This is a genomic window from Kribbella sp. NPDC023855 (assembly GCF_040639475.1).
Taxonomy (GTDB): Bacteria; Actinomycetota; Actinomycetes; order Propionibacteriales; family Kribbellaceae; genus Kribbella.
This window is the reverse complement of record NZ_JBFAAA010000017.1, coordinates 97,953-122,020: the sequence shown is the minus strand read 5'-3', so window position 1 is coordinate 122,020 and position 24,068 is coordinate 97,953. Positions and strand designations below refer to the sequence as shown.

The following is a 24,068-nucleotide window of genomic DNA, read 5'->3' as shown; positions in this document are numbered from 1 at the left end:
AAACACCCCGACCGCCCCCCCCGGGGGGGGGTTGGCCCCCCCCCCCCCCCCGCTCCCCCCGCACCACCCCCCCCCCCCCAGCGCCGCCCCCCCCCACAACGTGGTGGTGCGCCTGCTGGACGAGGCGCTGCGGCCAGTGCCGGTGGGCGCGATCGGCGAGATCCACCTCGGCGGCGTCGCTGTCGCGCAGGGCTACCTCGGCCGTCCGGACGAGACGGAGAGAGCTTTCGTGAGCGACCCGGCGCATCCGGGTGGGCGGCTCTACCGAAGCCGGGACCTAGGGCGCTGGCGTGCGGACGGGTCGCTGGACTACCTGGGTCGTGCTGACGACCAGGTGAAGATCCGCGGCCACCGGGTCGAGCCGGGGGAGACCGAGCATGTGCTCGCCGACCTACCCGGCGTGATCGACGCGGTCGTCGTTGCGTGCGCCGACCCGGCGGGCGACACGTGCTTGATCGGGTACGTCGTCCTGGAGGACAGCGACCCCGCAGTACTGGCGAACCTGCTGCTGGAGCTCACCAAGGAACTGCCGATCTACCTGGTACCAGCAGACCTGATCCCGGTCGAGGACCTCCCGCTGGACGCCAGCGGCAAACTCGACCGCTCCAGGCTGCCCGCCCCCGAGTGGCTCAGCTAGACCACAGGAGAAGTCGGTTCTGCACCGTGGACGGGGGTGTTGTCCGGTGGCTGCCCTCCCGCAGCCTCTGGCTCACCGTCCGCGGTGCAGAACCCGCGCTCGATCCTCATCCCTCCTGAGGATCGACCGCACCTACCTCGACTGCTCGCCGGCGGAGCAGCGCGAAGGCGCTGATCACGCAGATGAGCAGGGAGTAGACGGCCCAGACCGATCCGACGTTGCCGAGCTCGGGCCCGTTCCCCCGGGAGCCGAGTACGACGACGGCGGTGACCGCGACGAACGCGATCAGTGGGCCGCTCCAGCCCAGCACGCCCATCCGGACCGGGTGCTCGGACTCGGACTGTTCGTCCAGGGCCGAGTCGGTGGACAGGATGCGTCCCCGCAGGAACTCGTGCAAGGCCGCGACGCCGCTCGCGGCGGCGACGTTCAGGAGCAGCAGGCGGCCGGCGACCTCGCCGAGCGCGCTGCCGCCGGGACCGACCGTGCCGTACACGACGGCGTACAGGTCGACCGGGACGGTGGCCGCGGCCGCGAACACGACGACGGACTGGAACAGCCGCGGGCGGCGTACCGACGCGCGGAGCAGGCCGTGGCTGGTCGTCGTGGCGATCACGAGCGCGGTGAAGAAGAGTGCGAAGACGATGAGAACGACGACGTCCATCAGGACCTGTCCCTACGGTCGAGCGTTGCCCCGGACAACGCTGGTGGACGTGCGTACATCGGTACTGCGGTTGCTTGCGCGAGCGGCGAGGAGTCGCCTCCTCGCCGCCCACGCAAACGGTCAATCCCTGGCATGCAGGCCCCCCTGATTGCCCACGGACAGCGTGCCCCCACTCCATCCATCCGTTGCATCGCGGGAGCAGGGGTCGCCGTTACAAAGATTGTGGCAATTGCGTAAAAACTGCGCAAAATTGCTCGGGAGACCCCTTTCCGCACGACACAGATGTGTGCGAAGGGTCGCAATCCGTCATCGAGGGACGGGTGGCGCCAACTGCCGGGTGGGCTACCCCGATGCGCTCCCGGACCGGTGCGCGGTACTGGCCGGGGGCAACAGATCCCAGCCGAGCCGGGCGGCGCCGATCAGGCCGGCGTTGTCGAGCTGGGCCGGTTCGACGGTCAGGTCGGCGACGAACGGGAGCTGTGCCAACCGCTTGACCCAGCGCTGGACCGGGTCGAACAGCACCGGGCCGGCCTTGGCCACCCCGCCGCCGATCACGACGGTCGTAAGGTCAACGGTGACAGCGGTGGCAACGATGCCCGCCGCGAGGGCCTGGGCGCCGTCGTCGAACACCGCGAGGGCGATCTCGTCCCCGGCGGCGGCGTCCGCGGACAGCACCGCCGCGTCGACGTCCTCGGTACTGCGCCACCCGCGACGCTTGGCCCGGGCAACCATCCGCGGGCCGCTCGCATAGGTCTCGACGCAACCGTACGAGCCGCAGGCGCACGCCTCGCCGTCGAGGTCGACCACCACGTGCCCGAGGTGTGCCGCGTTGCCGGATTGTCCGATCATCGGCTTGCCGTCGACCACGATGCCGGCGCCGACGCCGGTGGAGACGACAATGCCGAGCAGGCTGCTGACGTCGCGTCCGGCGCCGGTCCAGAACTCCCCGAGCGCAAAGCAGTGCCCGTCCACACCCAGCGTCACCGGTACGTCGCCGACCAGTTCCCGCACCCGGTCCACGAGCGGAAAGTTCCGCCACCCGGCGATGTTCACCGGGGACACCAACCCACGCTCCTGATCCAACGGCCCAGCCGACCCAATCCCCACCGCCAGCGGCCCAATCCCCGCAGACCCGGCCGCCAAGGCGCCGGCCACTGCCGACCCGGCCGCTGCCAACCCGGCCTCGCTCAGGACCCGGCCGATCAGTTCGGCCAGTGCGGCGAAGACCTGGTCCGCGTCGCCGGTCGGGGTGGGGATGCGGTCCGCGGTGACGATCCGGCCGTCGGCGGACACCAGCGCGGCGGCCATCTTCGTGCCGCCGATGTCGATGCCCAGCACCGTGCCTGCGTGGTCGCTCATGGTCCCCCCGTCAGTACCGGTGCGGTTGGTCGGTCTGGAAGTTCTCTTCCACGCGGAGCTGCTCGGTGCTGATCGGCAAGGTCACTGTGCGGGACTCCGTCGTAGGCGGCCTGGTCGGGAGACAACGTTATCTGTAACCAGCTCATCCGGCGAGGGTTTGCCGAAGCTAATCGTGCTAATCCCGCAGGTGAGCGCTGGAATCATGCCATGACAAAAGTTGACAACGATGGCCTCTCAAGCGCCCAGGTGACGGTCAGCGAGGCGTCGTCTCGCTGACCGTGACGATGTGAGGTAGCGCCCTCGGAGCGAGCGCGAGAGGGTAGGCCTCATGAGTGACCAACTGGATCGTGACGCGGCCGGCGCCCTGATCGTCGGCTTCAACGGAACCACCGCCCCCGACCAGCTGCTGCGCGCCGTCGCCGCCGGACTCGGCGCCGTCATCCTGTTCACCCGCAACGTCGAAAATGCCGAACAGGTCGCCGCCCTGACCACCTCGCTGCGGGCCGAACGGCCCGACCTCGTGATCGCCATCGACCACGAGGGTGGCGAGTTCAGCCACCTCGCCCCTGCCAACCCCTGGCCGCTGGCGTCCCCTCGCGCGCTCGGTGAGCTCGACGACGTCAGCCTGACCCGGGCCGCGGCTCGCGATGCCGCCGCCACCCTCGCCGCGCTCGGCATCGACCTGATGCTGGCGCCCTCGGTCGACGTGAACAGCAACCCGGCCAACCCGATCATCTCGACCCGCTCGTTCGGTACGACGGCCGACGTCGTCGCCCGGCACGGCGTCGCCTTCGTCCAGGGCGTCCAGGACGCCGGTATCGCGGCCTGCCCGAAGCACTTTCCCGGTCATGGCGACGTGGCCGTCGACTCGCATCTCGCGCTACCCCGGGTAGACCGGTCGATCGAGCAGGTGACCGCGGTCGAGCTCGCGCCGTTCAAGGCCGCGATCGAGGCCGGCGCGGACGTGATCATGAGCGCGCACATCATCTTCTCCGCGTACGACGACCAGCCGGCCACCCTGTCGCGGCGGATCCTGCACGGCCTGCTGCGCGAGGAGCTCGGCTTCACCGGAGTGATCACCACGGACGCGCTCGAGATGCAGGCGATCACCGCGACCCGGTCGATCGAGGACGCCGCCGTCGCCTCGATCCGGGCCGGTGCGGACCTGGCGATGATCGCGATCGGGGAGGCCGATCCCCGCGCGCTGACGGCTCGCCTTGTCCAGGCAGTCGGCGACGGAACGCTCGAGGCGTCCCGGCTCGCGGACGCGGCCGGCCGGGTGCGCGCCCTCGCGAACACTCTCGCCGCGCGACCTCACCAGCCCGGCCTCGACGGCGCGCCGACCCGCGAGGTCGCGGCCCGCACGGTCACCGGGCAGGACTTCCCCGGACTGGGCGGATCGCCGTACGTGGTGGATCTGACCCAGGGCCTGCACCCGGCCTGGAATCCGTACTTCAGCGGCCTTCCGGAAGTCTTCGCCAAGATCGCGCCGGGCTCGGCAGGCGTCGTACTGCGAGGCGACGATCCCGCCGCACTCTCGGAGGCTCAAGCAGCCTCGATCGGGAGGCCGCTGGTGGTCGCGGTCCAGGATGCAGTCCGTACTCCGTGGATGCGGGCCGCTCTGCAGAAGCTGCTCGAGAGCCACGAGGGCGACGTGTTCGTGCTCTGCACGGGGATTCCGGAAGACCGGGCCCTGGTGCCGGCGACCGTTCCGACGGCTGTCACCTACGGGCGCAATCTCGTCGTCCTGGAGGCGGCGGCACAGCCGCTGACCCGCGTGCCGTAAATCCTATATCCTATTGCGACCCCCCAGCTCGAGGAGTGCGCGATGGCGATCCAACCGTGGTTCGGCGGGGCCAAGCTCGGCATCTTCATCCACTACGGCATCTACGCCGTGAACGGGATTGCCGAGTCCTGGTCGTTCTTCAACGGATCGATCAGCCATGAGGACTACATGAAGCAGCTCGACGGCTTCACCGCGGCGAAATTCGACGCGGAGGCATGGGCCGAGCTGTTCGAGGCGGCCGGCGCCCGGTACGCCGTACTGACGTCGAAGCACCATGACGGGGTCGCGCTCTACGACACGGCGGCGAACGATCTGTCGACGGTGAAGGCGACTCCGGCCGCCCGCGACATCGTCAGTGAGTACCTGGACGCGCTTCGCCGGCACGGCATCAAGACCGGGCTGTACTTCAGCCATCTCGACTGGTCACACCCGGACTACGCGTCGGTGCGGCCGGCCGAGATGCCGGCCGACGAGCGGGGCAACCCGTTCGCAGTACCGGCTGCGGGGGAGGAGGACTCGGAGGCGTGGGAGCGGTTCCTTGCCTTCCACCGGGCCCAGCTGACCGAGATCATCGAGCGGTTCCAGCCGGACCTGCTGTGGTTCGACGGGGACTGGGAGCGCGACCCGGGGCAGTGGCGGATGGAGGAGGTCCGGGAGCTGATCGAGTCGAAGCTGCCCGAGACGATCATCAACGGCCGGATGCGGGGCGGATTCGGTGACTACGCGACGCCGGAGCAGGGCGTGCCCGTCGTACCGCCGGCCGGGCCGTGGGAACTCTGCGTCACGATCAACGAGTCCTGGGGATATCAGCACGACGACCACGCCTACAAGTCCGTCCGGCAGTTGGTGCGGCTGTTCGCGGAGACGATCGGGGGCGGGGGCAACCTTCTGCTCGACGTCGGTCCGCGCGAGGACGGCAGCATCCCCGAGGAGCAGGTCGAGCGGCTGCGGGAGCTCGGCGACTGGATCCGGCGGCACGAACCGGCCATCTACGACACCACCCGCGGCCTGCCGCTGGGCGCCTTCTACGGTGCGTCCACGGTCTCGCTCGACCGGAAGAAGCTGTACCTGTTCGTGTTCGACCGCCCGAACGAGTACGTCGTGGTCCGTGGTCTGAAGAACAAAGTGCTCAAGGCAACCATCCTCGGGAGCAAGGTCGAACTGCGCACCACCCGGCAGGGCGGCCACGCCGGCGTACCGGGCTGGGAGTACCTCTTCATCGACTCCGACACCGCGCTCGACCGGGACTGCACGGTCATCGAGCTGGAGCTCGACGGCGAGCTCGACCTGTTCGAGCACCACACCCGGGACTAGCGGCACCGCACCCCGGTGCCGGGCTGACCGGCCTCGGGTGCCGCTGAGGCAACGTTTCCAGGGCTAGCCTGACTCGGGTGAACGCTCTCGACCTGTCGAAGATCACGCTGCGTCCGATCCGGTACGACGACTGGCCGCGGATTCATGAGTGGGCTTCGCGGGAGGAGTCCTGCCGGTACCAGCCTTGGGGTCCCAACTCCGAGGCGGACACCCGGATCTTCGCGGAGACGGCCGCTGCCTCGTGGCAGGCGGATCCCCGGCACCGGTACGCCTGGGTCGCCACCCACCCGGCCACCGGTGTGCTCGGCATCGGCGAACTGAACATCCGCCACGTCGCCTGGAAGCGCGGCGAGATCAGCTACTCCGTCCACTGCGACTACTGGGGCCAGGGCGTCGCCAGCGAGATCGCCCGTCTGCTCTGCCAGTTCGGCTTCGAGGAACTGGCCCTCGAACGCATCGAGGCGACCTGCGACCCTCGCAACTCCGCCTCGGCCGCCGTCCTGAAGCGGATCGGCATGACGTACGAAGGAGTCCTCCGCCGCACGGTCCTGATCCGCACCGGCTGGCGAGACTCCAAGATCCACAGCCTCATCCGCCCCGAATGGACCCCGCCACCCCCAGCCGCAGCACCCCGCTGGACCCTCGCCTAGCTGGTACGCCGTACTCCGGTCAGCTGCAGGTCCAAGGCGTGTTGCTCGACGTAGTTGAGGGCGTGGCGGACTGCTCCGATGGAGACGATGGTGTCGCCGAGGGAGGAGACGGCGATCCGGGGTGGAGTGGCGGTGAAGGTGGCCAGCTGGGTTTCGATGTCCGGCAGCAGGGCCTTGGCGGCTGTCGCCACGGCGCCGCCGATGACGATCAGCTCGGGGTTGAAGAGGATGCCCAGGGTGGCAAGCACTCTGGCGGTGCGGCAGGCGATGTGCCGGAGGATGCCGAGGGCAACTTTGTCGCCGTCGGCCGCGGCCGCGAAGACCAGCTCCGCGGTGATCGGGCTGCCGTCGGCAAGCTCGCGGAGGCTCGTCTCTACTGCTGCGTCCGCCACCGCCTTCGTGCCTTGCTCGCGGGCGGTCCGGGCGATACCGGCCGTGTCGCCGACACCCTCGACGAGTTTGAGGTAGACCATCTCACCGGCGCCACCACGGCTGCCGTGCAGCAATCGGCCGGAATCCATCAGGCCGGAACCGAACCGCTCGCCCGCGAGGAGCACGACCAGGTCATCGACGTCACGGGCCTCACCTCGCCAGTGCTCGCCCAGCGTGGCCAGGTTGGCGTCGTTCTCCAGCAGGACCGGCCAGCCGTGGAGTTCGGTGAGCCGGTTCGTCAGGCCCGCGTCGAAGCGCCGCCAGAACTCGTCGTCGACCAGGATGTTGCCTTGCCGGTCCACCGGCGCGGCGACCCCGACCCCGGCCGCGAGCACCTCGGCGTCGGTCACTCCGGCCGTGTCGATGACCTCCAGAACGGCCTCGTTCACGACCGCGGTCTGCTCACCGGGCGTCTTCACCGACTCGAACGAGCGGCCGGCCTTGGCGACGGTCTCGCCACGCAGGTCTGACAGCAGCACCGTGGTCTTGGATGCGCCGACGTCGATGCCGAGCACGTAGCCGGCCCGGCTGTTGAACTCGAACCGGCGGGAGGGCCGGCCCACCGGCGTACCGGGGGCGTCGTGGCCGGGGTCGAGCTCGACCACCCAGCCCATCGCGATCAGGTCGTTGCAGACGGCATGCACGGTCGCGCGGGTGAGACCAGTGGCCTCGATCAGGCCGGTACCGGTCATCACGCCGGCCGTCGACAGCACGCCGAGGAGCTTGCTCGCGTTCACTCTGCGCAGCATCGGTGGCGTGGCCGCCGGGGTTGTCGCCATATTCCCTCTTGACCTCCTCGCAAGTCCCCGCGCACAATACTGCAGAATCTAAATTTAGAGTCTATATAAATCTGGCGGCAACCCCGCCGGAACCAGCTGGAAACATCCGCCGTCCTTGCGTAGTACCCCCGGACCACCCTCCGAACCGAGTGAGGCTCTCTTGACCAGCACCGCGACCCTGGTGACCCGTGCCGACGACCCGAGCGACCCCGACTGGTGGCGGCAGGCCGTCGTCTACCAGATCTACCCGCGCAGCTTCGCCGACTCCAACGGTGACGGTGTCGGTGACCTGCAGGGCATCATCAGCCGCCTGCCGTACCTGACCAAGCTCGGGATCGACGCGGTCTGGCTGAGCCCGTTCTACCCCTCGGCGCTGGCCGACGGCGGGTACGACGTGGACGACTACCGCAACGTCGACCCGCGCCTGGGCACGCTGAGCGACTTCGACGAGCTCGTCGCCGCGCTGCACGGGGCCGGGATCAAGCTGATCGTCGACATCGTGCCGAACCACACCTCGAACCTGCACGAGTGGTTCCAGGAGGCGCTGCGCTCACCGCAGGGTTCGCCCGCCCGCGACCGGTACATCTTCCGCGACGGCACCGGGCCGGACGGGTCCGAGCCGCCGTCGGACTGGGACTCGGTGTTCGGTGGCTCCGCCTGGGCGCGGACCCCGGACGGCCAGTGGTACCTGCACCTGTTCGCGGCCGAGCAACCCGACCTGAACTGGGACAACGCCGAGGTCCGTGACGACTTCCTGACCACGCTGCGGTTCTGGTCGGATCGCGGGGTGGACGGTTTCCGGGTGGACGTGGCGCACGCGCTGGTCAAGGACCTCACCGAGCCGCTGCCGTCGAAGACCACGCTGCCGCGGCAGTCGGAGTCCAACGGCGCGCACCCGCTGTGGGACCGCGAAGGCGTGCACGAGATCTACACCGAGTGGCGCAAGGTGCTGAACGAGTACGACCCGCCCCGGTCGGCCGTCGCCGAGGCGTTCGTACCGGCGGCGCGTCGCGCGCGGTACGCGAGTGCCGACGGACTCGGCCAGGCGTTCAACTTCGACCTGTTGCAGGCCGACTGGGACTTCGACAAGTTCCGCACGGTGATCAAGGAGAACCTGGCGCTGGCCGACGAGAACGGCTCGTCCTCGACCTGGGTCTTCTCGAACCACGATGTCGTCCGGCACGCGACGCGGTATGGGCTGCCGAAGGACCCCGAAGGCGCATGGCAGGACGGCAAGGCCTGGCTGCTGAGCAACGGGACCGAGCCGACCGTGGACGTCGAACTGGGGCTGCGACGGGCTCGGGCCGCAGTACTGCTGATGCTGGCGCTGCCCGGCTCGGCGTACCTGTATCAAGGGGAGGAGCTCGGGCTGCAGGAGGTCGGCGAGCTGCCGGCGGCGAGCCTGCAGGACCCGGCCTACTTCCGCTCGAAGGGTGCCGAGAAGGGCCGTGACGGTTGCCGGGTGCCGCTGCCGTGGACTGTCGGCGGGTTGTCGTTCGGCTTCGGCTCGGGCGGCTCTCACCTGCTGCAGCCGACCTGGTTCGGCCAGTACTCCGTGGAGGCGCAGGAGAGTGACCCGTCGTCGACCCTCAGCCTCTACCGCAAGGCCCTCGCCGTACGCCGGGGACTGCAGACGGGTGCCGGCCTGGAGTGGATCGATGACGTCGAGTGGGCGCTCCACTTCAGCCGTCCCGGTGGTTGGCAGTCGGTGACCAACTTCGGTGCTGCTCCCATCGAGCTGCCCGAAGGCGCGGTCGTCCTGTCCAGCTCGCCGCTCGAAGGCGACAAGCTCCCCACCGACACCACCGCTTGGCTCATCTAGCCTGGCCCCTGCTCGACCGCTGGCGCCGAACGTGGCGGGGCGCCAGCGGTCGCGCAGCCTGAGCGGCAGAAACTGTCGGTGCGGTGCGACAGACTGCCGGTATGACTGCTGAATACGTCCAGACCGACCAGTTCCGTGGTGCGCGCATTCACCTGTGCGACCTCGCCGGGCTCGAGATCCGCGACTGCGAGGTCGACGGGCTGAAGATCGTCGACTGCTACGGCAGTGACGTGTATCTCGGCGGCGACTTCCAACGGGTCGTCGTCAACGACATCGACGTGACCGCGTACGTCGACGCGGAGCTCGACCGGCTGCACCCAGCGCGGGTGCTGGCGCGTGAGGCGACGACCGTCGACGACTACCGGGCGGCCTGGAGCGCGGTCGAGCAGCTGTGGGAGTCCACCCTCGAGCGCGCGAGATTGTTGCCTGAGGCAAAGCTTCACGAACGCGTCGACGGCGAGTGGTCGTTCGTCGAGACGCACCGGCATCTGCTGTTCGCCAGCGATGCCTGGGTCGGCAACTGCGTGCTCGAGGAGGACGAGCCGTACCACCCGTTCGGCTTCCCGGCCGGAGGGACGCCGAGCGAGGAGGCCGCGAAGCTCGGGCTGACCCTCGAGGCCACGCCGACCCTCGACGAGGTGCTCACGCCACGGCTGGCGCGGATGTCCAAGCTGCGGCGGGTCTTCGACAGTCTCACCGACGCCGAGCTCGACCGGGTTTGCGCGCGGAAGCCGGCTGACATGTATCCGGACAGGGAGTACGTCGTCCGGCGCTGTCTCAAGGTGGTGCTGAAGGAAGAGGCCGAGCACCACCGGTACGCCGTCCGCGATCTCGCCGTACTCGAGAAGGCGGGTGTTCTCTGACCTGATCGTGGTGGCGCTGGCAGGATGTGGGGGTGGACGCGACGCTTTCTGATGTGGTTGAGGTGCTCGACGGGCTGTACGACCCTGCGTGGGCGGAGAGCTGGGACGCGGTCGGTCTGGTGACCGGCGATCCGGGGCAGCCGGTGCGGCGGATTCTGTTCGCGGTGGATCCGATGCGGGTCGTGGTGGACGAGGCGATCAGCGGTGGGTTCGACCTCCTCGTGACGCACCATCCGCTGTTGCTGCGCGGGGTGAACAGCGTCGCGGCGACCACGCCCAAAGGCCGGGTGATTCACGACCTGATCCGTGCTGGGGTCGCGTTGCAGGTGTGCCACACGAACGCGGACAACGCGAATCCCGGGGTGAGCGACGCGCTGGCTGCCGCGCTCGGGCTGACGGAGACCCGGCCGTTGAAGGCGATGCCGAGTGAGCCGATGGACAAGGTTGTGGTCTATGTGCCGGTGGCCGAGACGCAGAAGCTGATCGACGCGCTCGCCGCGGCCGGTGCCGGGCGGATCGGTGAGTACGAGCGCGCCGCGTGGAGCTCCACCGGCGAAGGGACTTTCCGGCCGCTGGATGGAGCCAACCCGACGATCGGCGAGGTCGGCGCGATTGAGCGCGTGGTCGAGGACCGGGTCGAGATGCTGCTGCCGCGACATCGTCGCCGGGCGGTGGTGGAGGCACTCAAGGCGGCCCACTCGTACGAGGAGCCGGCCTTCGACATCTTCGAGATGGCCGCGCTACCCAGCAATCGGGGTGGCGGGCGGATCGGCGTACTGGCGGAGGCGTTGCCGCTCAAGCGGTTCGCCGAGTTGGTGGGGGAGCGGCTGCCGCGGACCGAGCACGGAGTACGGGTGTCGGGCGATCCTGACCGGTTGATCGAGTCGGTCGCGGTGGTTGGTGGAGCCGGAGACTCGGAGTTCGAGCGGGTCCGCGCGGCCGATGTGGATGCCTACGTGACGGCCGACCTGCGGCACCATCCCGCCACCGAGGCCCGCGCGTACGACGAAGGTCCGGCGCTGGTCGATGTCGCCCACTGGGCCAGCGAATGGCCGTGGCTGAAGGACGCCGAACGCTTGGTGACCGACGCCCTGGCAACTCGTGGCTTCACTGTCGACGCCCAGGTCTCCACCATCTGCACCGACGCCTGGACGCTGCACCTCTAGGTCAACGCGGTCGCCAGCCGGCGGACGACTTCGGCGTCGGCGGAGTCGGCGGCTGTCCCGGTAGGCATGTGCTCCGTGATGGCCGCGCCCACGATGTTCTCCACGCCGGAGACGAGTTCGATCAACCGCTGTACCGGTACGCCGTCAGGCTCGGGATATCCCAGCGACCCGAACTCGGTGGGCTCGAGGACGTCCAAATCGACATGGACGTAAACGGGCCCGCTGAGACCGTCCAGCACTCGATCAAGCTCACCGACCCCGTACCGCCGGATGCCGACCTTCTCGAGGTACTCGTGCTCCGACGCATCACCCGCTCGCTCCCCGGCGATGATCACCTGCCCGGGCACCAGCGGCCGCGCCGGAACCAGCGGAGCCGGCCCTTCGCCGAGCAGCGTGCGCAACACCATCCCGTGAAACGAGCCGGACCGCAGCGTCTGGGGCGTGTACAGGTCGGGATGCGCATCGATCCACAGGACGGTCAGGTCGTCGCCGTACCGATCGCGAGCGGTGGCGATCGGCGCGAGGTCCACGGAACAGTCCCCGCCGACGGTCAGCACCAGATCGTCGAGGCCGGCCAGGGCGTCGTACGTCAACCGGAGATTCTCGGTCAGCACATCCAGCCCTCGTACGCCGGCCTCCGGCTTGCCGCCCGTGTCGAGGACAGGCACCGTCACGACCCGGTCGGCCGGAACGAGCTCAGCGGTCCGATGAGCGCCGTCCGCAAGGCGCGGCGAATCGCCCAGCCCGGATCCCTGCCATTGCGGCACACACAGCACAGTGGTCATACGGCACCCTACGATCCGACCAGGCCGCGTCCAGCGCGTTTCCAGGTGCATTGAAAGGTGAGGGCGCTAGACCCCGGCCGCTCTAATCTGGCGCGATGAGATTGCGGTGGGCGCTGTGCGGCCTGGTGGTGAGCATCAGTTTGTTGCTGACAGCATGCAAAGCGCTGGAGCCCCCGACAGCGGCTCCGACGCCGACTCCGGTGCCGACGGTCAGCCATCCCGCCCCGCCGGTGCCCAAGGATCGCGACCTCGCACGACTGGTCGCCGCGCTGACCCAGGTCGACACGTGCGCCATGCTCGACGCGGCGAAGGCGCAGGCTCCCGGTTTCACGGCCGCGGACAAGCTTCGCCGTACGTCGGCGCACACTTGCCGGATCACCAACGCCCGCGGTGACTGGGTCAGGATCGAGTTGGCGACCGGCAGCAACCGGATGAGTCGGTTCGATCTGGCGATCGACACGATCGGCGGCGCGAAGGTCTATCGCGACCGGCCGAACACCGACACCTGCGCGGTGGACGTGCCGATCGCCTTCGAGTACTCGATCAGCATCTACTCGCACATCGTCGGGGCCAGCCCGGCGGCGCTCTGCCGGCCGGTCGACGCGTTCGCCAAGTTCGCAGTGCCAATGCTGGCCAGGCCGGCTCCGGCGAAGACACCGCTGGCGGGGTGGTCCGGCTGTGCGCTGCTGAGTGTGATTCGCGGGAAGCCGATCAGCGCATTCCAGATCGGTGGCTATCCCACCAACAACATCGACGGCTGCACCGAGATGGACGTGGGTGAGCTGGTCTCCGAAGTCAGCCTGTCGTACGGCGGCGAGCTCGACCCGGCGAATTTCGAGCGGATCACCCCGATCGGTGGCCACCCCACCGGCGTGGACAGCCCCGGCGACAAGTGCCGGCTGACCTGGCTCGCCGGCCCCTCGGGTCAGACCGGTGCCGCGGACAAGTTCGTCGAGCTGATCGTGATGGCGAAGACCTGCGCCCAGGCCGAGCAACTCGCGGCGAAGACGAAGACCGCTCTCGCCGGCCCGATCCCGAAGGGAGCGGCTCCGCTGTTCCCGATCTACCTGCGCCCGAACGAGCCGGACTCGGAACAGCCGGGCGCCTGCGCCGACGTGGACCGCTTCGTCGTCGACTCGAACGTCGAGCAGCGGTGCCGCCCGTACGTGCCGGTCGCCGCGCCGCCCCAGGGTGCGACCGAAGTGCTGCGCGCGGTGCAGGCCGACGGGAACGTCGCGTGTGCGCTCAGCCTGGGGGCGGTCCGGAAACATCTCGGCGCCGAGTTCCGGCCGGTGACGATCGGCGGCCACGGTTGCCGGTACGTCGAGCCTGCCCACGGGCTGGAGGTCGCGGTGCTGGTCACCAACCGGGCGATCGCCAAACACCGGGAGTCGAAACCGGTGAAGGTCGGCAAGTACGGAGGCTGGACCGACGCGACGGAGTTGTCGCTGGAGCGGTACCTCGTCAACCTGCACGTCGACCGGCCCGAGCAGGTCTCGCTGCACGTCTCCTTCGACTTCAGGCCGCGGCGCGGAACGAACCACCTCGGCACAGCTCTACAGAAGGAACTGGTGCCGCTGGCTGCCGCCATCGTCAACAAGTACTTCTGACCCCCGGACCGGTCACTGGTAGGGGTCGGTCACCTCGCGCAGTTTGGTGAGGGCCTGGTGCAGTGCGGTGGCCAGCTCGGGGCCGAGGTGCTCGTTCCAGTTCTGCTCGACGCTCATCACCACCTCGCGGGCCCGGTCCGCCGCGGTCCGTCCCTTCGGGGTGAACCGGATGAGCCGCGCCCGCCCGTCGGCCGGATCCGGGACTCGCTCGACCAGACCTTGCTCTTCCAGGGCTGCGACCAGCAAGCTCGCGGTCTGCTTGGTGACCTGGGCCTGCTCGGCCAGTTCGGTGAGACGGGAGCCGCCGGGCGCGATCCGCTGGGCGATCCGCGCCTGGGCGACGGTCACCTGGTAGCCGGCCTCGTGCATGGCGCGGATCACCTGGTCGTCCATCGCGCGGTAGGCGATGAACATCAGCGTGGCGAGGTCCATTCCACCCCTTGACACTAGTCAGTATTGCTGACCAAAATTAGTCAACATTGCTGACGATTATAGGTGCGCGATGAGCAGAGTTCCTCCGGTCAGAGTCGTCCGGGCCGCCACGGCCGTCCGGACCGCGTTGCAGACCCTCACGCGGCGCATGGTCCCGCCGGAGATCGGTCTGCTGGAGCTCGCCTCGGGCTTCATGGGAACGCAGGCCCTGTACGCCGCGGCCAAGCTCGGCATCGCGGACGTCCTGGCGAACGGCCCGTTGGCTGCGGACGACATCGCGGCGGAAGCGGGATCAGACCCGGATGCCACCTATCGCCTTCTGCGGGCCTGCGTGATGTTCGGGATCTTCACCGAAGAGTCCGACGGACGCTTCGGGCTCGCTCCGCTGGGAAGCAGGCTGCGCTCCGGAGTCCCCGGCTCGATGCTGCCGGTCATCCTGATGCTCGGCGACCCGCAGTACCAGGGGCCGTGGGGGCGGCTGGCCTACTCCGTCGAGACCGGCAAGCCTGCCGTGGAGGTTGCTCTCGGCAAGCAACTGTGGGAGTACCTGGACGAGAACCCGGAGTTCGCCGCGACGTTCAACAACGCCATGACGTGTCTGACCACCCTGGACTGGCCGACCGTCGCGGCGGCGTACGACTTCACGCCGTACTCGACGATCGTCGACATCGGGGGAGGGCACGGGCAGTTGCTCGCGCTCATGCTCGGTGCCTCCCCGACTGCGAAGGGTGTTCTGCAAGAGCGCGAGGCTCTGGTCGGCCCGGCCGAGGCTCAGCTGCGGGAGGCCGGGGTGCGCGACCGCTGCCGGATCGAGTCCGGGTCGTTCTTCGAGACGGCCCCGTCCGATGGCGACCTCTACGTACTGCGCCGGGTGATCCACGACTTCGACGACGAGCAGGCCGTCGAAATCCTGACCAACGTACGCCGCCACATGCCGCGGGGATCGACCCTGTTGCTGCTGGAGAGCGTCGTGCCGGCGGGCAGCACCCCGCACTTCGCGAAGACGCTCGACCTCGACATGCTGATCTTCGTCGGCGGCCGCGAGCGGACCGGCCGGCAGTTCACCACGCTGCTCGACCGGGCCGGATTCCGCATGACCCGGATCATCCCGACGGTCTCGACCCTCTCGCTCATCGAAGCCGTTCCAGGGAGGTAGCCATGAACGTCATCGCGCAGCTCAGCGCCGGCATCGCGGCGCTGATCATGCTCGCCGTCTTCCCGGTCGAGGCCTTCCTCATCGACCGCCCGTGGGTCCAGAGGTTCCTCGGCATCGAACCCCGCGGCATCGAGAACGTGCACCTGTGGTCGTTCTGCATCGGCGCCCGCAACGCCCTGGCCGGAGTGGGCACGCTGATCGGACTCGGGATCGTGCGCTACGGCGACGCGTCCGTCGGCACCACCGTTGTGGTCGTCAGCTGCCTCTACATGCTGCTCGCCTCACTGTTCATGGGTGTCGCGGACGCGCTCGGCTACTGGCGCCCCCGCGGCGGAAGCATCCGGGGAACCATCGCCGCGGCCGTCCTGCCGGCCGTCGCGCTGATCGCCATCGCTGCCTAGCGCCCGGAAGGCAGGCCGGTACGCCGCTCGGCCCGGCCGCCGGCGGGGGTGGTGGGGCGTCGTGCGTGGGTTGCGATGTGGGGCAGTACCGTGGACACTCACATCTCGATGCTCTGTACCGGCGCCTGACCTTGCGGCTCTGATCGGTGCGGGGCTGACAACTGAACGCGATCTAAGGAGCCGACCCTGAACGCCGAGCCCGCTGTCCAACGCCGGTTGCTGGAGCTGCAGGACCTCGACCTGCAGCTGGATCAGATCGCGCACAAGCGCAAGTCGCTGCCCGAGCACGCGGCGCTGGCGGAGCTGGCGAAGGAGAAGGCGGTCGTCGACCGTGAGCTCGTCACCGCCGACACCGAGGTCAGCGACCTGCGCCGGGAGCAGAAGAAGGCGGACAGCGACGTCGACCAGGTCCGCCAGCGCAAGGCGCGCAACCAGCAGCGGATGGACTCCGGGCAGGTCACCTCGCCGCGCGACCTGGAGAACCTGCAGCACGAGATCGGCTCGCTCGACCGGCGGATCCTGGCGCTGGAGGATGCCGAGCTCGAGGTGATGGAGAAGCTCGAGGCCGCCGAGGCGGTGCAGGCCGAGCTGCAGGCTCGCGCGGACGCGTTCGCCGGCCGGCAGAGCGAGCTGGAGGCGACCCGGGACGCGGCGCTGAAGGAGCTCGACGAGCAGCGCGCGGGCGTCGGCGACAAGCGGGCGACGATCTCTGCCGAGCTGCCTGTCGAACTCGTCACGATGTACCAGAAGCTGCGCGAGCGCAACGGCGGGATCGGCGCCGCGCCGCTGGTCGGCAAGCGCTGCATGGGCTGCCGGATGGAGCTCGCGCCGTCGGACCTGACCAAGTTCAAGGCCGCCGCGGCCGACGTCGTACTGCGCTGCGAGGAGTGCGGACGCATCCTGGTCCGGACGGCGGAGAGCACCCTGTGACGAAGGGCCCGTCGCACGTCATCGTCGAGGCCGACGGCGGCTCCCGGGGCAACCCCGGTCCGGCCGCGTACGGCGCGCTGGTGCGTGACCCGGCGACCGGTGAGGTGATCGCCCAGGCCGGGGTCACCATCGGCGTCGCCACCAACAACGTCGCGGAGTACAGCGGGCTGATCGCCGGGCTGGAGCTGGCCCGCGAGTACGCGCCGGACGCCTCGATCGAGGTCCGGATGGACTCCAAGCTGGTGATCGAGCAGATGGCCGGGCGCTGGAAGATCAAGCACCCGGACATGAAGCCGCTGGCGATCAAGGCGCAGTCGCTCGCGCCGTTCGGGACCGAGTGGACCTGGGTGCCGCGCGCCCAGAACGCCGCCGCCGACGCGCTCGCCAACCTGGCGCTCGACGGCAAGCCGGTGCCGCTGCGTCCGGTCGCGGTCGGGGGAGGCGCGGCGGCCGTAGTACCGGCTGAGCCTTCCGACCAGCAGAAGGCGTTGCAGGGTTGGGGTGCGCAGACCGAGCCGCCGACCCAGCTGATCTTCCTGCGGCACGGTCAGACCCCGCACACCGTCGAGAAGCGGTTCTCGGGTTCCGGCGGGGACGACCCGGGGCTGAGCGAACTCGGCGAGGAGCAGGCGCGCGCCGCGGCGCAGTACCTGGCGCGGAATCGGCACGGGGAGCATGGCGGCATTGACGCGGTCGTGGTCTCGCCGATGCGGCGGACCAAGCAGACCGCGGCAGCCGTCGCGGAGGCGCTCGGGCTCGACGTGAAGATCGAGAAGGGCTGGGTGGAGTGCTCGTTCGGTGACTGGGACGGGCACACGTTCGCCGAGGTGCAGCAGAAGTGGCCGGAGGCCCTCAACGCCTGGATGGAGTCGACCTCGGTCGCCCCGCCCGGTGGCGAATCCTTCGACGCGTGCGCCCGCCGGGCCCGCTCCGCGCGCGACGGGCTGCTCGCGGCGTACCCCGGCAAGACGGTGCTCGTGGTCACCCACGTGACCCCGATCAAGCTGATGGTCCGCTCGGTGCTCCAGGCCCCGATGAACTCCCTCTTCCGGATGGAACTGGCCCCCGCCACCCTCACCGAGATCCACTGGTACGCCGACGGCCTGGCCTCCCTCAAAGCCTTCAACGTCCAACCCGCATTAGTCTGACCCAAGAGCCGCGGCACGACGGGGTGCCTGGCGGATGGACGGAGTGGTCGCGTGCCGTTGCAGAGGGTGCATTTCGCCGAAGAGGTCCCTGAGGTTTTCCGCGCGTCGCTGCGGGCGATCCGGCAGGAGCTCGACGTCCCCGCGGAGTTCCCGGCGGAGGTGGTCGAGGCCGCGCTGGCCGCGGCGGCGAACCCGCGGTTGCCGGAGCTGGACCGGACCGATATCGAGTTCGTCACCATCGATCCACCGGACTCGATGGACCTCGACCAGGCCGTCCACATCGAGCGCGCCGGTGCCGGCTATACCGTGCACTACGCGATCGCCGACGTCGCCGCGTTCGTCCAGCCAGGCGACCCGATCGACGTCGAGGCGCGCAAGCGGGGCGAGACGCTCTACGCACCGGACAAGCGCACCCCGCTGCACCCGCCGGAGCTGTCCGAGGGCGCGGCGTCCCTGCTGGCCGGCGAGGTCCGGCCCGCGGTGCTGTGGACGATCGCGGTCGATGCGTCGGGCGAGGGCACTGACGTGACGTGCGAGCGCGCACTGGTGAAGTCGCGCGCCAAGCTCAGCTACGCCGGCGTCCAGAAGGACCTCGACGCCGGTACTGCGTCGGAGTCGCTGCAACTCCTGCGTGAGGTCGGCAAGCTCCGCGAGCAGCGCGAACTGGAGCGCGGCGGCGTCAACCTGCCCATCCCGGACCAGGAGATCGTCACGGCCGATGGCGAGTGGACGCTCGAGTTCCGCGCACCGCTGCCGGTCGAGGGCTGGAATGCGCAGATCTCCCTGCTCACCGGGATGGCCGCCGCACACCTGATGATGTACGGCGAGATCGGCATCCTGCGCACGCTGCCCGAGTCGCACGACGACCTCCGCCGCAAACTCGAGAACACCGCCAAGGCGCTCGGTATCCCGTGGCCGGTCGGCGTCTCGTACGCCGCGTTCATCCACGGCCTCGACCCCAAGGTGCCGGCCCACGCGGCGATGCTCGCGGCCTGCACGGTGCTGTTCCGTGGCGCCGGCTACACCGCGTTCTCGGGTGGGGTGCCGGAGCAGCCGGAGCACGCCGCGCTGAAGTCGGAGTACGCGCACTGCACCGCGCCCCTGCGCCGCCTGGTGGACCGCTGGACGAGCGAGATCTGCCTCGCCCTGTGCGCGGACACCGAGGTGCCGCAGTGGGTCCGCGAGTCGATGGACGAGATCCCGAAGATCATGGAGGAGTGCGACCGCAAGGCGAACGCCTACGAACGCTCGATCGTCAGCATGGTCGAGGCCGGCCTGGTCGCCGACCACGTCGGCTCGTCCTTCGACGGCGTCATCACCGACGTCGACGACCGCGAACCGACCCGAGGCATCGTCGCCCTCTCCACCCTCGCCATCGAAGGCCGAGTCACCAGCACCACGGCCCTCCCCCTAGGCCAACCAGTCCACGTCAAACTAACCGAAGCCGACATCACCAAACGCACCGTCGCCTTCCAGTTGATCCCCTGACCCCGCGCCCGGCGGGCGAAGGCGCGTTCGAGCGCAAGCGCGCGCGGAGCGTGCAAGCCGCGCGGAGCGTGTAAGCGCGGGCGCAGCCCGCAGGTCCGGGCGTAAGCCCGCAGAACCTGGGGTGGGTGGGAGCGGGCGTAGCGGGCGCGACGGAGGAGCGGCGGCGGAGCGCGCGTGGGAGGAAGCTGTTACTCCAACGCTTTCAACACCGCCGCGGTTGTGCGGGTGGTGTCGCCGGTGGCTAGTAGGTCTAGGAGGCCGCCGCGGAGGATGGCTAGTACGGCGGTGCGGCGGGCCTGCGCGGTCTTGCTGTCTTTGCCGGGCTGCACCGACTTCAGCAAGTCGAGCCAGTCGTCGACGGTTGAGCGCGCGAAGTCGCTCCACGGGCCGTCGGGTGCGACCAGGGATCGCCCGTAGGCCTCCACCCAGAGTTTCATCAGCGGGCGGCGTTCCTCGGCGGCCAGCCAGGTCCACAGTTCGCGGGCGACCACGTCGAGCCCCGGCGGTTCGTCGTACTGGCTGGTGATCTTGCCGAGCAGGTCGAGCTCGTCGCTGCGGGCGCGGGCGAGCAGGGCGCGGATCAGTCCGTCCTTGCTGCCGAACAGGAACAGCAGCACCCGCGGGCTCGAACCGATGGCCGTCGCGAGGGGCCGCAGGGACAGGTCGGCCAGTCCGTGGGTCAGTGAGTACGCGTAGGCGCGCTCGAGCAGTTCGGTTTCCCGCGCAGAAGGGGCTGGTTTCGTCGTGGCCACCCGGCTAGTATCACTTACTGAAACAGTCGTGTCAGTAGATCGGGTGGTGTCGATGGAGATCAGGCAACTAGACCGGCCGGGAGATCTCGGCTGGGTGGTCCAGGTGCACGGCGAGCTGTACGCCGAGGAGTACGGCTGGGGGATGGCGTACGAGGCGTTGATCGCGCAGATCGTCGCCGACTTCGGCAAGGACCACGATCCGGCGCGGGAGCGGGCCTGGATCGCGGAGCACGACGGCGAGCGGGTGGGGAGCATCTTCCTGGTGCGAGGTCCGGACGAGGGGACGGCCCAGCTCAGGTTGCTCCTGCTGCACCCGTCCAGTCGTGGTCACGGCCTCGGCGCCAGGCTGGTCGACACCTGTCTGGCGTTCGCCCGCGAGGTCGGCTACAAGCGGATGGTGCTGTGGACCAACGACCCGTTGGTTGCCGCCCGCCACATCTACCTGGCCCGCGGTTTCAAGCTGACCAGCGAAGAGCCGCACAACCTCTGGGGCAATGAACTGCTCGGCCAGTACTACGAACTGGAACTCTAGAACTGCCGCCCGGGCGTCTGGCCGAACGTTCGGCGGAAGACGTCGATGAAGGCGCTCGGGCTGGACCAACCGCAGCGGTGGGCGACGGTGCTGACGGGTTCGCCCTCGGCCAGCAGGATCAGGGCGTGGTGCAGGCGGAGCTGGGTTCGCCACTGGGGAAATGTCATCGCGAACTCCTGCCGGAACAGGCGGGACAACGTTCGCTCGGCCGCACCCACCTGACGGCCCAGCTCGGCCAGCCCGCGCCCGTCGGCAGGATCGGCGTACAGGACGTCACAGACCGCGGCCAGTCGGTCGTCGGTTGCTGTGGGCAAGCGAATTGGTTGCTGTGGTGACCTTTCCAGCTGGTCGAGCAGGACAGCACGGATCCGTGCCCGCGCGGCGCTGTCATCGGAAGGGTCGGCCGTGTAGGCGATGATCAGTTCGCGGAGCAGCGGCCCGACCGCCAGTACTGCGGGAATCTCAAGGCCGACCGGGTTGAGCGAAGCGGGCAGCCCGACGAGATGCAGGTCGGTCGGACCGTAGGCGCGGTGCTCGTGCACGGTCCCGGCCGGCACCCAGATCGCCCGGGTCGCCGGTGCGATCCAATGGCCGCGATCCGTGGTCACGGCGAGGACCCCACGAGCGGCGTACGCGATCTGGTGGTCGTCGTGGCGATGCGCGTCGATACCGCCGCCGGGAGCGAGCCGGCGCAGTGCGGTCGGCGCGATCGGAGTGTGGCGGGGAATCGACATCATCTGACAGATTATCGGAAGCCGGTCAGTGCCAGCTGAGCCGAGGCTGGAGGGTGTGAAGCGACTCCAGACCACTTTGCTGTCCACCGGCCACGGCAGCGTCGACCTCTACCAGGGCATCGTGCCCGTCCTAGTACCGTTCCTGGCCGCCGAGCGCGGCTACGACTATCTCGCCATCTCCGGCTTCGTCCTCGCCGCGACGCTGCTCTCGTCGGTGGTCCAGCCGCTCTTCGGCCTGCTCACCGATCGCTGGTCGATGTCGTGGCTGATCCCGGCCAGCATGATCGCGTCCGGCCTGGGCGTCGCGCTGATCGGCCTCTCCTCGTCGTACCCGTTCACCCTGGCCGCGATAGGACTGACCGGCATCGGCGTAGCGGCCTACCACCCACAGGCAGCCCGTACTGCGCGAGCGGTGACGGGTGGAAGCCATATCGGCATGAGTTGGTTCTCACTCGGCGGCAACCTCGGCTTCGCAGTCGCCCCGGCCGCCGGACCACTTCTCGCGTACTCCGGCCTGGCGGCGACGCCACTCCTCATCGTCCCGGCCGTCGCCGGCGCCGCGATCACGGTGCCCCTGCTGCGTTCCGGCGGCGCGGCACGCCTGCGAACCAGAGACCTGCTGGGCGTGAACGACTGGCCGTCCTTCCGCACCCTCACGGCGATCATCATCCTGCGCTCGGTCGCGTACGTCGGCCTGAGTACCTTCCTCAGCCTGTACGTCGGCCAGCGGCTCCACCTCAGCACGGGCGCCAGCGCGACGACTCTCTTCGTGCTGTTCGGCGGGGGAGTGATCGGCACCCTTCTCGGCGGCCGTCTGGCGACGCGGTTCGGCCGCCTCCCGACCATGCGCTGGTCGTACGCCGTCGCCGCGTTCGCCCTGGCAGGTGTCGCGCTGGTCCCGACAGTCGCATTGTTCGCCTTCGTCGCGCTGAGCGCAGTGGCGTTGTACATGCCGTTCTCGCTGCACATCACGCTCGGCCAGGACTACCTGCCGACCCGCGTCGGCACCGCGAGCGGTGTCACCCTCGGCCTCGCCGTCAGCGCAGGAGGCGTAGCCGCGCCCGCCTTGGCCGCAGCAGCCCAGGCGTCCTCGCTGCAACTCGTCCTGACCACCTTGGCGCTTCTCCCAGCCCTGAGTTGCCTGCTCACCCTCCGACTGCGTGAACCGGCCTGACTACGGCTGGAGCAGCCGGTTGGTGAACTCGTTGGTGAACTTGCCGGCCGGGTCGTGCTCGGCCTTCAACTCGAGGAAGCGGGTGTAGCTGTCGCCGTGGACCTTCGCCATGTCCGCGCTGGTGATGCTGCGCCCGTACTTCCCCAAGTGCGGCCGGGCGCCGACCTCGCGCATCAACGCCTCGGCCGCGGCGTAGTACCGCTCGAAGTCGTGGGAGTCGTTGCAGAGCAGGTCGAGCCAGACGGACCGGCGATCCCGGCCGGCACCGAGCAAGGTGCGGTCGTGCCCGGCCGGGGTGAAGCGCAGCTCGAGGAAGGTGTAGGGCAGGTCGCGCGAGTACATCGACTCGTACAGCTCGAGGAACCGCCGGGCGACCGGCATCGTGTCCTCGTACGGGATCGCGAACTCCAGCTCCTGGTGCAGGTGGTAGATCGACCGGTTGTAGGCCTTGTTGCTCTCCAGGACCAGGTTGCTGCCGCGCTTGAGCCGGTGTGCCGCGCGGGAGACCTTCGGCATCAGCCCGGACCTCGCCAGCAGGCCGGCCATCCAGGCGGCCAGCAGGGCGTCGACCGAGATGCTGAGGAACTCGCGGAAGTCACCGAGGAAGGACCGCTTCTTCTCGGTCGGCTCCCAGGTGTTGATCTGGCAGCGCTCCGTGAACGGGAACAGGTAGAGGCTCAGGTGGGTGTGTTGCTGGAGCAGCGCGTCGAGGTTCGCCTCGACGGCGGGCAGCTCCGCCAGCTCGACCTTCTGGGCCACGTTGAACCGGTCGACCGCTTGCACGGTCACCTCGATGATGATGCCGACGGCACCGATTCCGCCGATCGCGGCGGCGAACAGGTCGTCGCCGGGTGCGCACTCGTCCACCACACCATTGCCATCGGCAACTTTGAGCCGGACCACGTGTTCGCTGACGAAACCCCAGTCCCGGCCGGTGCCGTGCACGTCGGTCGACAGGATGCCCGCGATGCTCTGCGCGTCGTGCGACGGCAGCGCGGCGAAGGCCAGCCCGTCCGCGAGCAGCGTGTCGGCGATGTCGCGGATCCGCGTCCCACCTTTGAAGGTGACCTGCTTCTTCGCCAGGTCCTTGGCCACCACACCGCAGTACCGGTCGAGTGAGATCAGCGTCGCGCTGGTGGCGATGCCGCTGTTGAAGGAGTGTCCGGCACCGAACACCCGGAGCTGATCGGCGGATTTGATCAGCTCGACGATCTCCTGCTCACTGGCCGGCCGCGCGAGCCGCTCGGGCCGATAGCTGAACCGTCGCAACCAGTTCCGGAAGATGCCGTTGGTGACGCGTCCTTCGAGCCAGATGTACCGCCCGCCGGTCACCGCGTAGAGCACCACGTTCCAGGTGGTCAGCAATCCGACCGCGAAGTACCCGCGGCGTTTCATCACTCCTGGAATGCGGTCCATGCCAGATGGTGACACGAAACCCGGTTCTTCCGGGAGAGTGG

23 protein-coding genes are annotated in these 24,068 nt (G+C 69.2%); 15 read left to right on the top strand and 8 right to left on the bottom strand.

Annotation, left to right across the window (positions count from 1 at the left end):
* Positions 1-106: 106 nt before the first annotated feature.
* Positions 107-637 carry a hypothetical protein gene (locus tag AB0F51_RS36675; protein ID WP_360287884.1) on the top strand — a complete coding sequence of 177 codons (531 nt, stop codon included), beginning with the start codon at positions 107-109 and terminating at the stop codon, positions 635-637.
* 106 nt (positions 638-743) lie between these two features.
* On the opposite strand, the gene AB0F51_RS36670 is transcribed toward AB0F51_RS36675, so the two are convergent.
* Together AB0F51_RS36670 and AB0F51_RS36665 are read right to left on the bottom strand one after the other, a co-directional pair.
* Complete coding sequence (locus tag AB0F51_RS36670; RefSeq protein WP_360287882.1) at positions 744-1,298, bottom strand: hypothetical protein; 555 nt, start codon at positions 1,296-1,298, stop codon at positions 744-746.
* 342 nt (positions 1,299-1,640) lie between these two features.
* Positions 1,641-2,657 carry an ROK family protein gene (locus tag AB0F51_RS36665; RefSeq protein ID WP_360287880.1) on the bottom strand — a complete coding sequence of 339 codons (1,017 nt, stop codon included), beginning with the start codon at positions 2,655-2,657 and terminating at the stop codon, positions 1,641-1,643.
* Positions 2,658-2,985: 328 nt separating this feature from the next.
* On the opposite strand from AB0F51_RS36665, the gene nagZ reads away from it, so the two are divergent.
* From nagZ to AB0F51_RS36650, 3 genes are all read left to right on the top strand, one after another.
* Entirely contained in the window at positions 2,986-4,443 is a 1,458-nt protein-coding gene (gene nagZ / locus AB0F51_RS36660; protein ID WP_360287878.1) for a beta-N-acetylhexosaminidase, read from the top strand.
* A 42-nt stretch (positions 4,444-4,485) separates the two neighbouring features.
* Positions 4,486-5,757 (top strand): alpha-L-fucosidase, encoded by a 1,272-nt coding sequence (locus AB0F51_RS36655; RefSeq protein WP_360287876.1) that lies wholly within the window; start codon positions 4,486-4,488, stop codon positions 5,755-5,757.
* 77 nt (positions 5,758-5,834) lie between these two features.
* On the top strand, positions 5,835-6,407 hold the full coding sequence (locus AB0F51_RS36650; RefSeq protein WP_360287874.1) for a GNAT family N-acetyltransferase: 573 nt from the start codon (positions 5,835-5,837) through the stop codon (positions 6,405-6,407).
* Here AB0F51_RS36650 and AB0F51_RS36645 read toward each other — a convergent pair.
* The gene (locus tag AB0F51_RS36645) at positions 6,404-7,618 is read right to left on the bottom strand and encodes an ROK family transcriptional regulator (protein WP_360287872.1); all 1,215 of its coding nucleotides are present in this window, start codon (positions 7,616-7,618) and stop codon (positions 6,404-6,406) included. The two genes, AB0F51_RS36650 and AB0F51_RS36645, sit on opposite strands and share 4 nt — an antisense overlap.
* 160 nt (positions 7,619-7,778) lie before the next feature.
* Between AB0F51_RS36645 and AB0F51_RS36640 the strand changes: the two genes are divergently transcribed.
* The 3 genes from AB0F51_RS36640 to AB0F51_RS36630 all read left to right on the top strand — a co-directional run bounded on the left by AB0F51_RS36640 (position 7,779) and on the right by AB0F51_RS36630 (position 11,469).
* Entirely contained in the window at positions 7,779-9,440 is a 1,662-nt protein-coding gene (locus tag AB0F51_RS36640; protein WP_360287871.1) for a glycoside hydrolase family 13 protein, read from the top strand.
* Positions 9,441-9,541: 101 nt separating this feature from the next.
* Positions 9,542-10,303, top strand: coding sequence for a DinB family protein (locus AB0F51_RS36635; RefSeq protein ID WP_360287869.1), 762 nt, complete (start codon positions 9,542-9,544; stop codon positions 10,301-10,303).
* 32 nt (positions 10,304-10,335) lie between these two features.
* Entirely contained in the window at positions 10,336-11,469 is a 1,134-nt protein-coding gene (locus AB0F51_RS36630) for a Nif3-like dinuclear metal center hexameric protein (RefSeq protein ID WP_360287867.1), read from the top strand.
* Here AB0F51_RS36630 and AB0F51_RS36625 read toward each other — a convergent pair.
* Complete coding sequence (locus AB0F51_RS36625; RefSeq protein ID WP_360287865.1) at positions 11,466-12,254, bottom strand: arginase family protein; 789 nt, start codon at positions 12,252-12,254, stop codon at positions 11,466-11,468. The genes AB0F51_RS36630 and AB0F51_RS36625 overlap by 4 nt on opposite strands.
* A 95-nt stretch (positions 12,255-12,349) precedes the next feature.
* On the opposite strand from AB0F51_RS36625, the gene AB0F51_RS36620 reads away from it, so the two are divergent.
* Positions 12,350-13,864 (top strand): DUF3558 family protein, encoded by a 1,515-nt coding sequence (locus AB0F51_RS36620; RefSeq protein WP_360287863.1) that lies wholly within the window; start codon positions 12,350-12,352, stop codon positions 13,862-13,864.
* 12 nt (positions 13,865-13,876) lie between these two features.
* Here AB0F51_RS36620 and AB0F51_RS36615 read toward each other — a convergent pair whose 3' ends face one another.
* The gene (locus AB0F51_RS36615) at positions 13,877-14,296 is read right to left on the bottom strand and encodes a MarR family transcriptional regulator (protein WP_360287861.1); all 420 of its coding nucleotides are present in this window, start codon (positions 14,294-14,296) and stop codon (positions 13,877-13,879) included.
* A 70-nt stretch (positions 14,297-14,366) separates the two neighbouring features.
* On the opposite strand from AB0F51_RS36615, the gene AB0F51_RS36610 reads away from it, so the two are divergent.
* From AB0F51_RS36610 to AB0F51_RS36590, 5 genes are all read left to right on the top strand, one after another.
* Positions 14,367-15,452 (top strand): methyltransferase, encoded by a 1,086-nt coding sequence (locus AB0F51_RS36610; protein WP_360287859.1) that lies wholly within the window; start codon positions 14,367-14,369, stop codon positions 15,450-15,452.
* 2 nt (positions 15,453-15,454) lie between these two features.
* Complete coding sequence (locus AB0F51_RS36605) at positions 15,455-15,853, top strand: DUF1304 family protein (RefSeq protein ID WP_360287857.1); 399 nt, start codon at positions 15,455-15,457, stop codon at positions 15,851-15,853.
* 216 nt (positions 15,854-16,069) lie between these two features.
* The gene (locus AB0F51_RS36600) at positions 16,070-16,783 is read left to right on the top strand and encodes a C4-type zinc ribbon domain-containing protein (protein WP_360287855.1); all 714 of its coding nucleotides are present in this window, start codon (positions 16,070-16,072) and stop codon (positions 16,781-16,783) included.
* On the top strand, positions 16,780-17,931 hold the full coding sequence (locus tag AB0F51_RS36595; protein ID WP_360287853.1) for a bifunctional RNase H/acid phosphatase: 1,152 nt from the start codon (positions 16,780-16,782) through the stop codon (positions 17,929-17,931). The genes AB0F51_RS36600 and AB0F51_RS36595 overlap by 4 nt, the downstream gene beginning before the upstream one ends.
* A 51-nt stretch (positions 17,932-17,982) precedes the next feature.
* Entirely contained in the window at positions 17,983-19,419 is a 1,437-nt protein-coding gene (locus AB0F51_RS36590) for an RNB domain-containing ribonuclease (RefSeq protein ID WP_360287851.1), read from the top strand.
* Positions 19,420-19,607: 188 nt separating this feature from the next.
* Here AB0F51_RS36590 and AB0F51_RS36585 read toward each other — a convergent pair whose 3' ends face one another.
* Complete coding sequence (locus AB0F51_RS36585) at positions 19,608-20,171, bottom strand: TetR/AcrR family transcriptional regulator (RefSeq protein WP_360287850.1); 564 nt, start codon at positions 20,169-20,171, stop codon at positions 19,608-19,610.
* A gap of 28 nt (positions 20,172-20,199) precedes the next feature.
* On the opposite strand from AB0F51_RS36585, the gene AB0F51_RS36580 reads away from it, so the two are divergent.
* Complete coding sequence (locus AB0F51_RS36580) at positions 20,200-20,703, top strand: GNAT family N-acetyltransferase (protein ID WP_360287848.1); 504 nt, start codon at positions 20,200-20,202, stop codon at positions 20,701-20,703.
* On the opposite strand, the gene AB0F51_RS36575 is transcribed toward AB0F51_RS36580, so the two are convergent.
* The gene (locus AB0F51_RS36575; protein ID WP_360287846.1) at positions 20,700-21,440 is read right to left on the bottom strand and encodes a helix-turn-helix transcriptional regulator; all 741 of its coding nucleotides are present in this window, start codon (positions 21,438-21,440) and stop codon (positions 20,700-20,702) included. The genes AB0F51_RS36580 and AB0F51_RS36575 overlap by 4 nt on opposite strands.
* Positions 21,441-21,492: 52 nt before the next feature.
* Here AB0F51_RS36575 and AB0F51_RS36570 point away from each other — a divergent pair, with 52 nt between their 5' ends.
* Positions 21,493-22,611 (top strand): MFS transporter, encoded by a 1,119-nt coding sequence (locus AB0F51_RS36570; RefSeq protein WP_360287844.1) that lies wholly within the window; start codon positions 21,493-21,495, stop codon positions 22,609-22,611.
* Here the strand turns inward: AB0F51_RS36570 and AB0F51_RS36565 are convergent, their stop codons facing one another.
* A complete protein-coding gene (locus AB0F51_RS36565) occupies positions 22,612-24,006 on the bottom strand; it encodes a D-arabinono-1,4-lactone oxidase (RefSeq protein ID WP_360287842.1) in 1,395 nt (464 codons plus the stop codon).
* Positions 24,007-24,068 lie beyond the last annotated feature (62 nt).

Coding starts and splice junctions, on each gene's coding strand:
- AB0F51_RS36615 (WP_360287861.1), bottom strand. CDS start 14,296: ATGGACCTCGCCACGCTGATGTTCATCGCCTACCGCGCGATGGACGAC.
- AB0F51_RS36635 (WP_360287869.1), top strand. CDS start 9,542: ATGACTGCTGAATACGTCCAGACCGACCAGTTCCGTGGTGCGCGCATT.
- AB0F51_RS36610 (WP_360287859.1), top strand. CDS start 14,367: ATGAGCAGAGTTCCTCCGGTCAGAGTCGTCCGGGCCGCCACGGCCGTC.
- AB0F51_RS36565 (WP_360287842.1), bottom strand. CDS start 24,006: ATGAAACGCCGCGGGTACTTCGCGGTCGGATTGCTGACCACCTGGAAC.
- AB0F51_RS36645 (WP_360287872.1), bottom strand. CDS start 7,618: ATGGCGACAACCCCGGCGGCCACGCCACCGATGCTGCGCAGAGTGAAC.
- nagZ (WP_360287878.1), top strand. CDS start 2,986: ATGAGTGACCAACTGGATCGTGACGCGGCCGGCGCCCTGATCGTCGGC.
- AB0F51_RS36665 (WP_360287880.1), bottom strand. CDS start 2,657: ATGAGCGACCACGCAGGCACGGTGCTGGGCATCGACATCGGCGGCACG.
- AB0F51_RS36625 (WP_360287865.1), bottom strand. CDS start 12,254: ATGACCACTGTGCTGTGTGTGCCGCAATGGCAGGGATCCGGGCTGGGC.
- AB0F51_RS36670 (WP_360287882.1), bottom strand. CDS start 1,298: ATGGACGTCGTCGTTCTCATCGTCTTCGCACTCTTCTTCACCGCGCTC.
- AB0F51_RS36605 (WP_360287857.1), top strand. CDS start 15,455: ATGAACGTCATCGCGCAGCTCAGCGCCGGCATCGCGGCGCTGATCATG.
- AB0F51_RS36620 (WP_360287863.1), top strand. CDS start 12,350: ATGAGATTGCGGTGGGCGCTGTGCGGCCTGGTGGTGAGCATCAGTTTG.
- AB0F51_RS36575 (WP_360287846.1), bottom strand. CDS start 21,440: ATGATGTCGATTCCCCGCCACACTCCGATCGCGCCGACCGCACTGCGC.
- AB0F51_RS36655 (WP_360287876.1), top strand. CDS start 4,486: ATGGCGATCCAACCGTGGTTCGGCGGGGCCAAGCTCGGCATCTTCATC.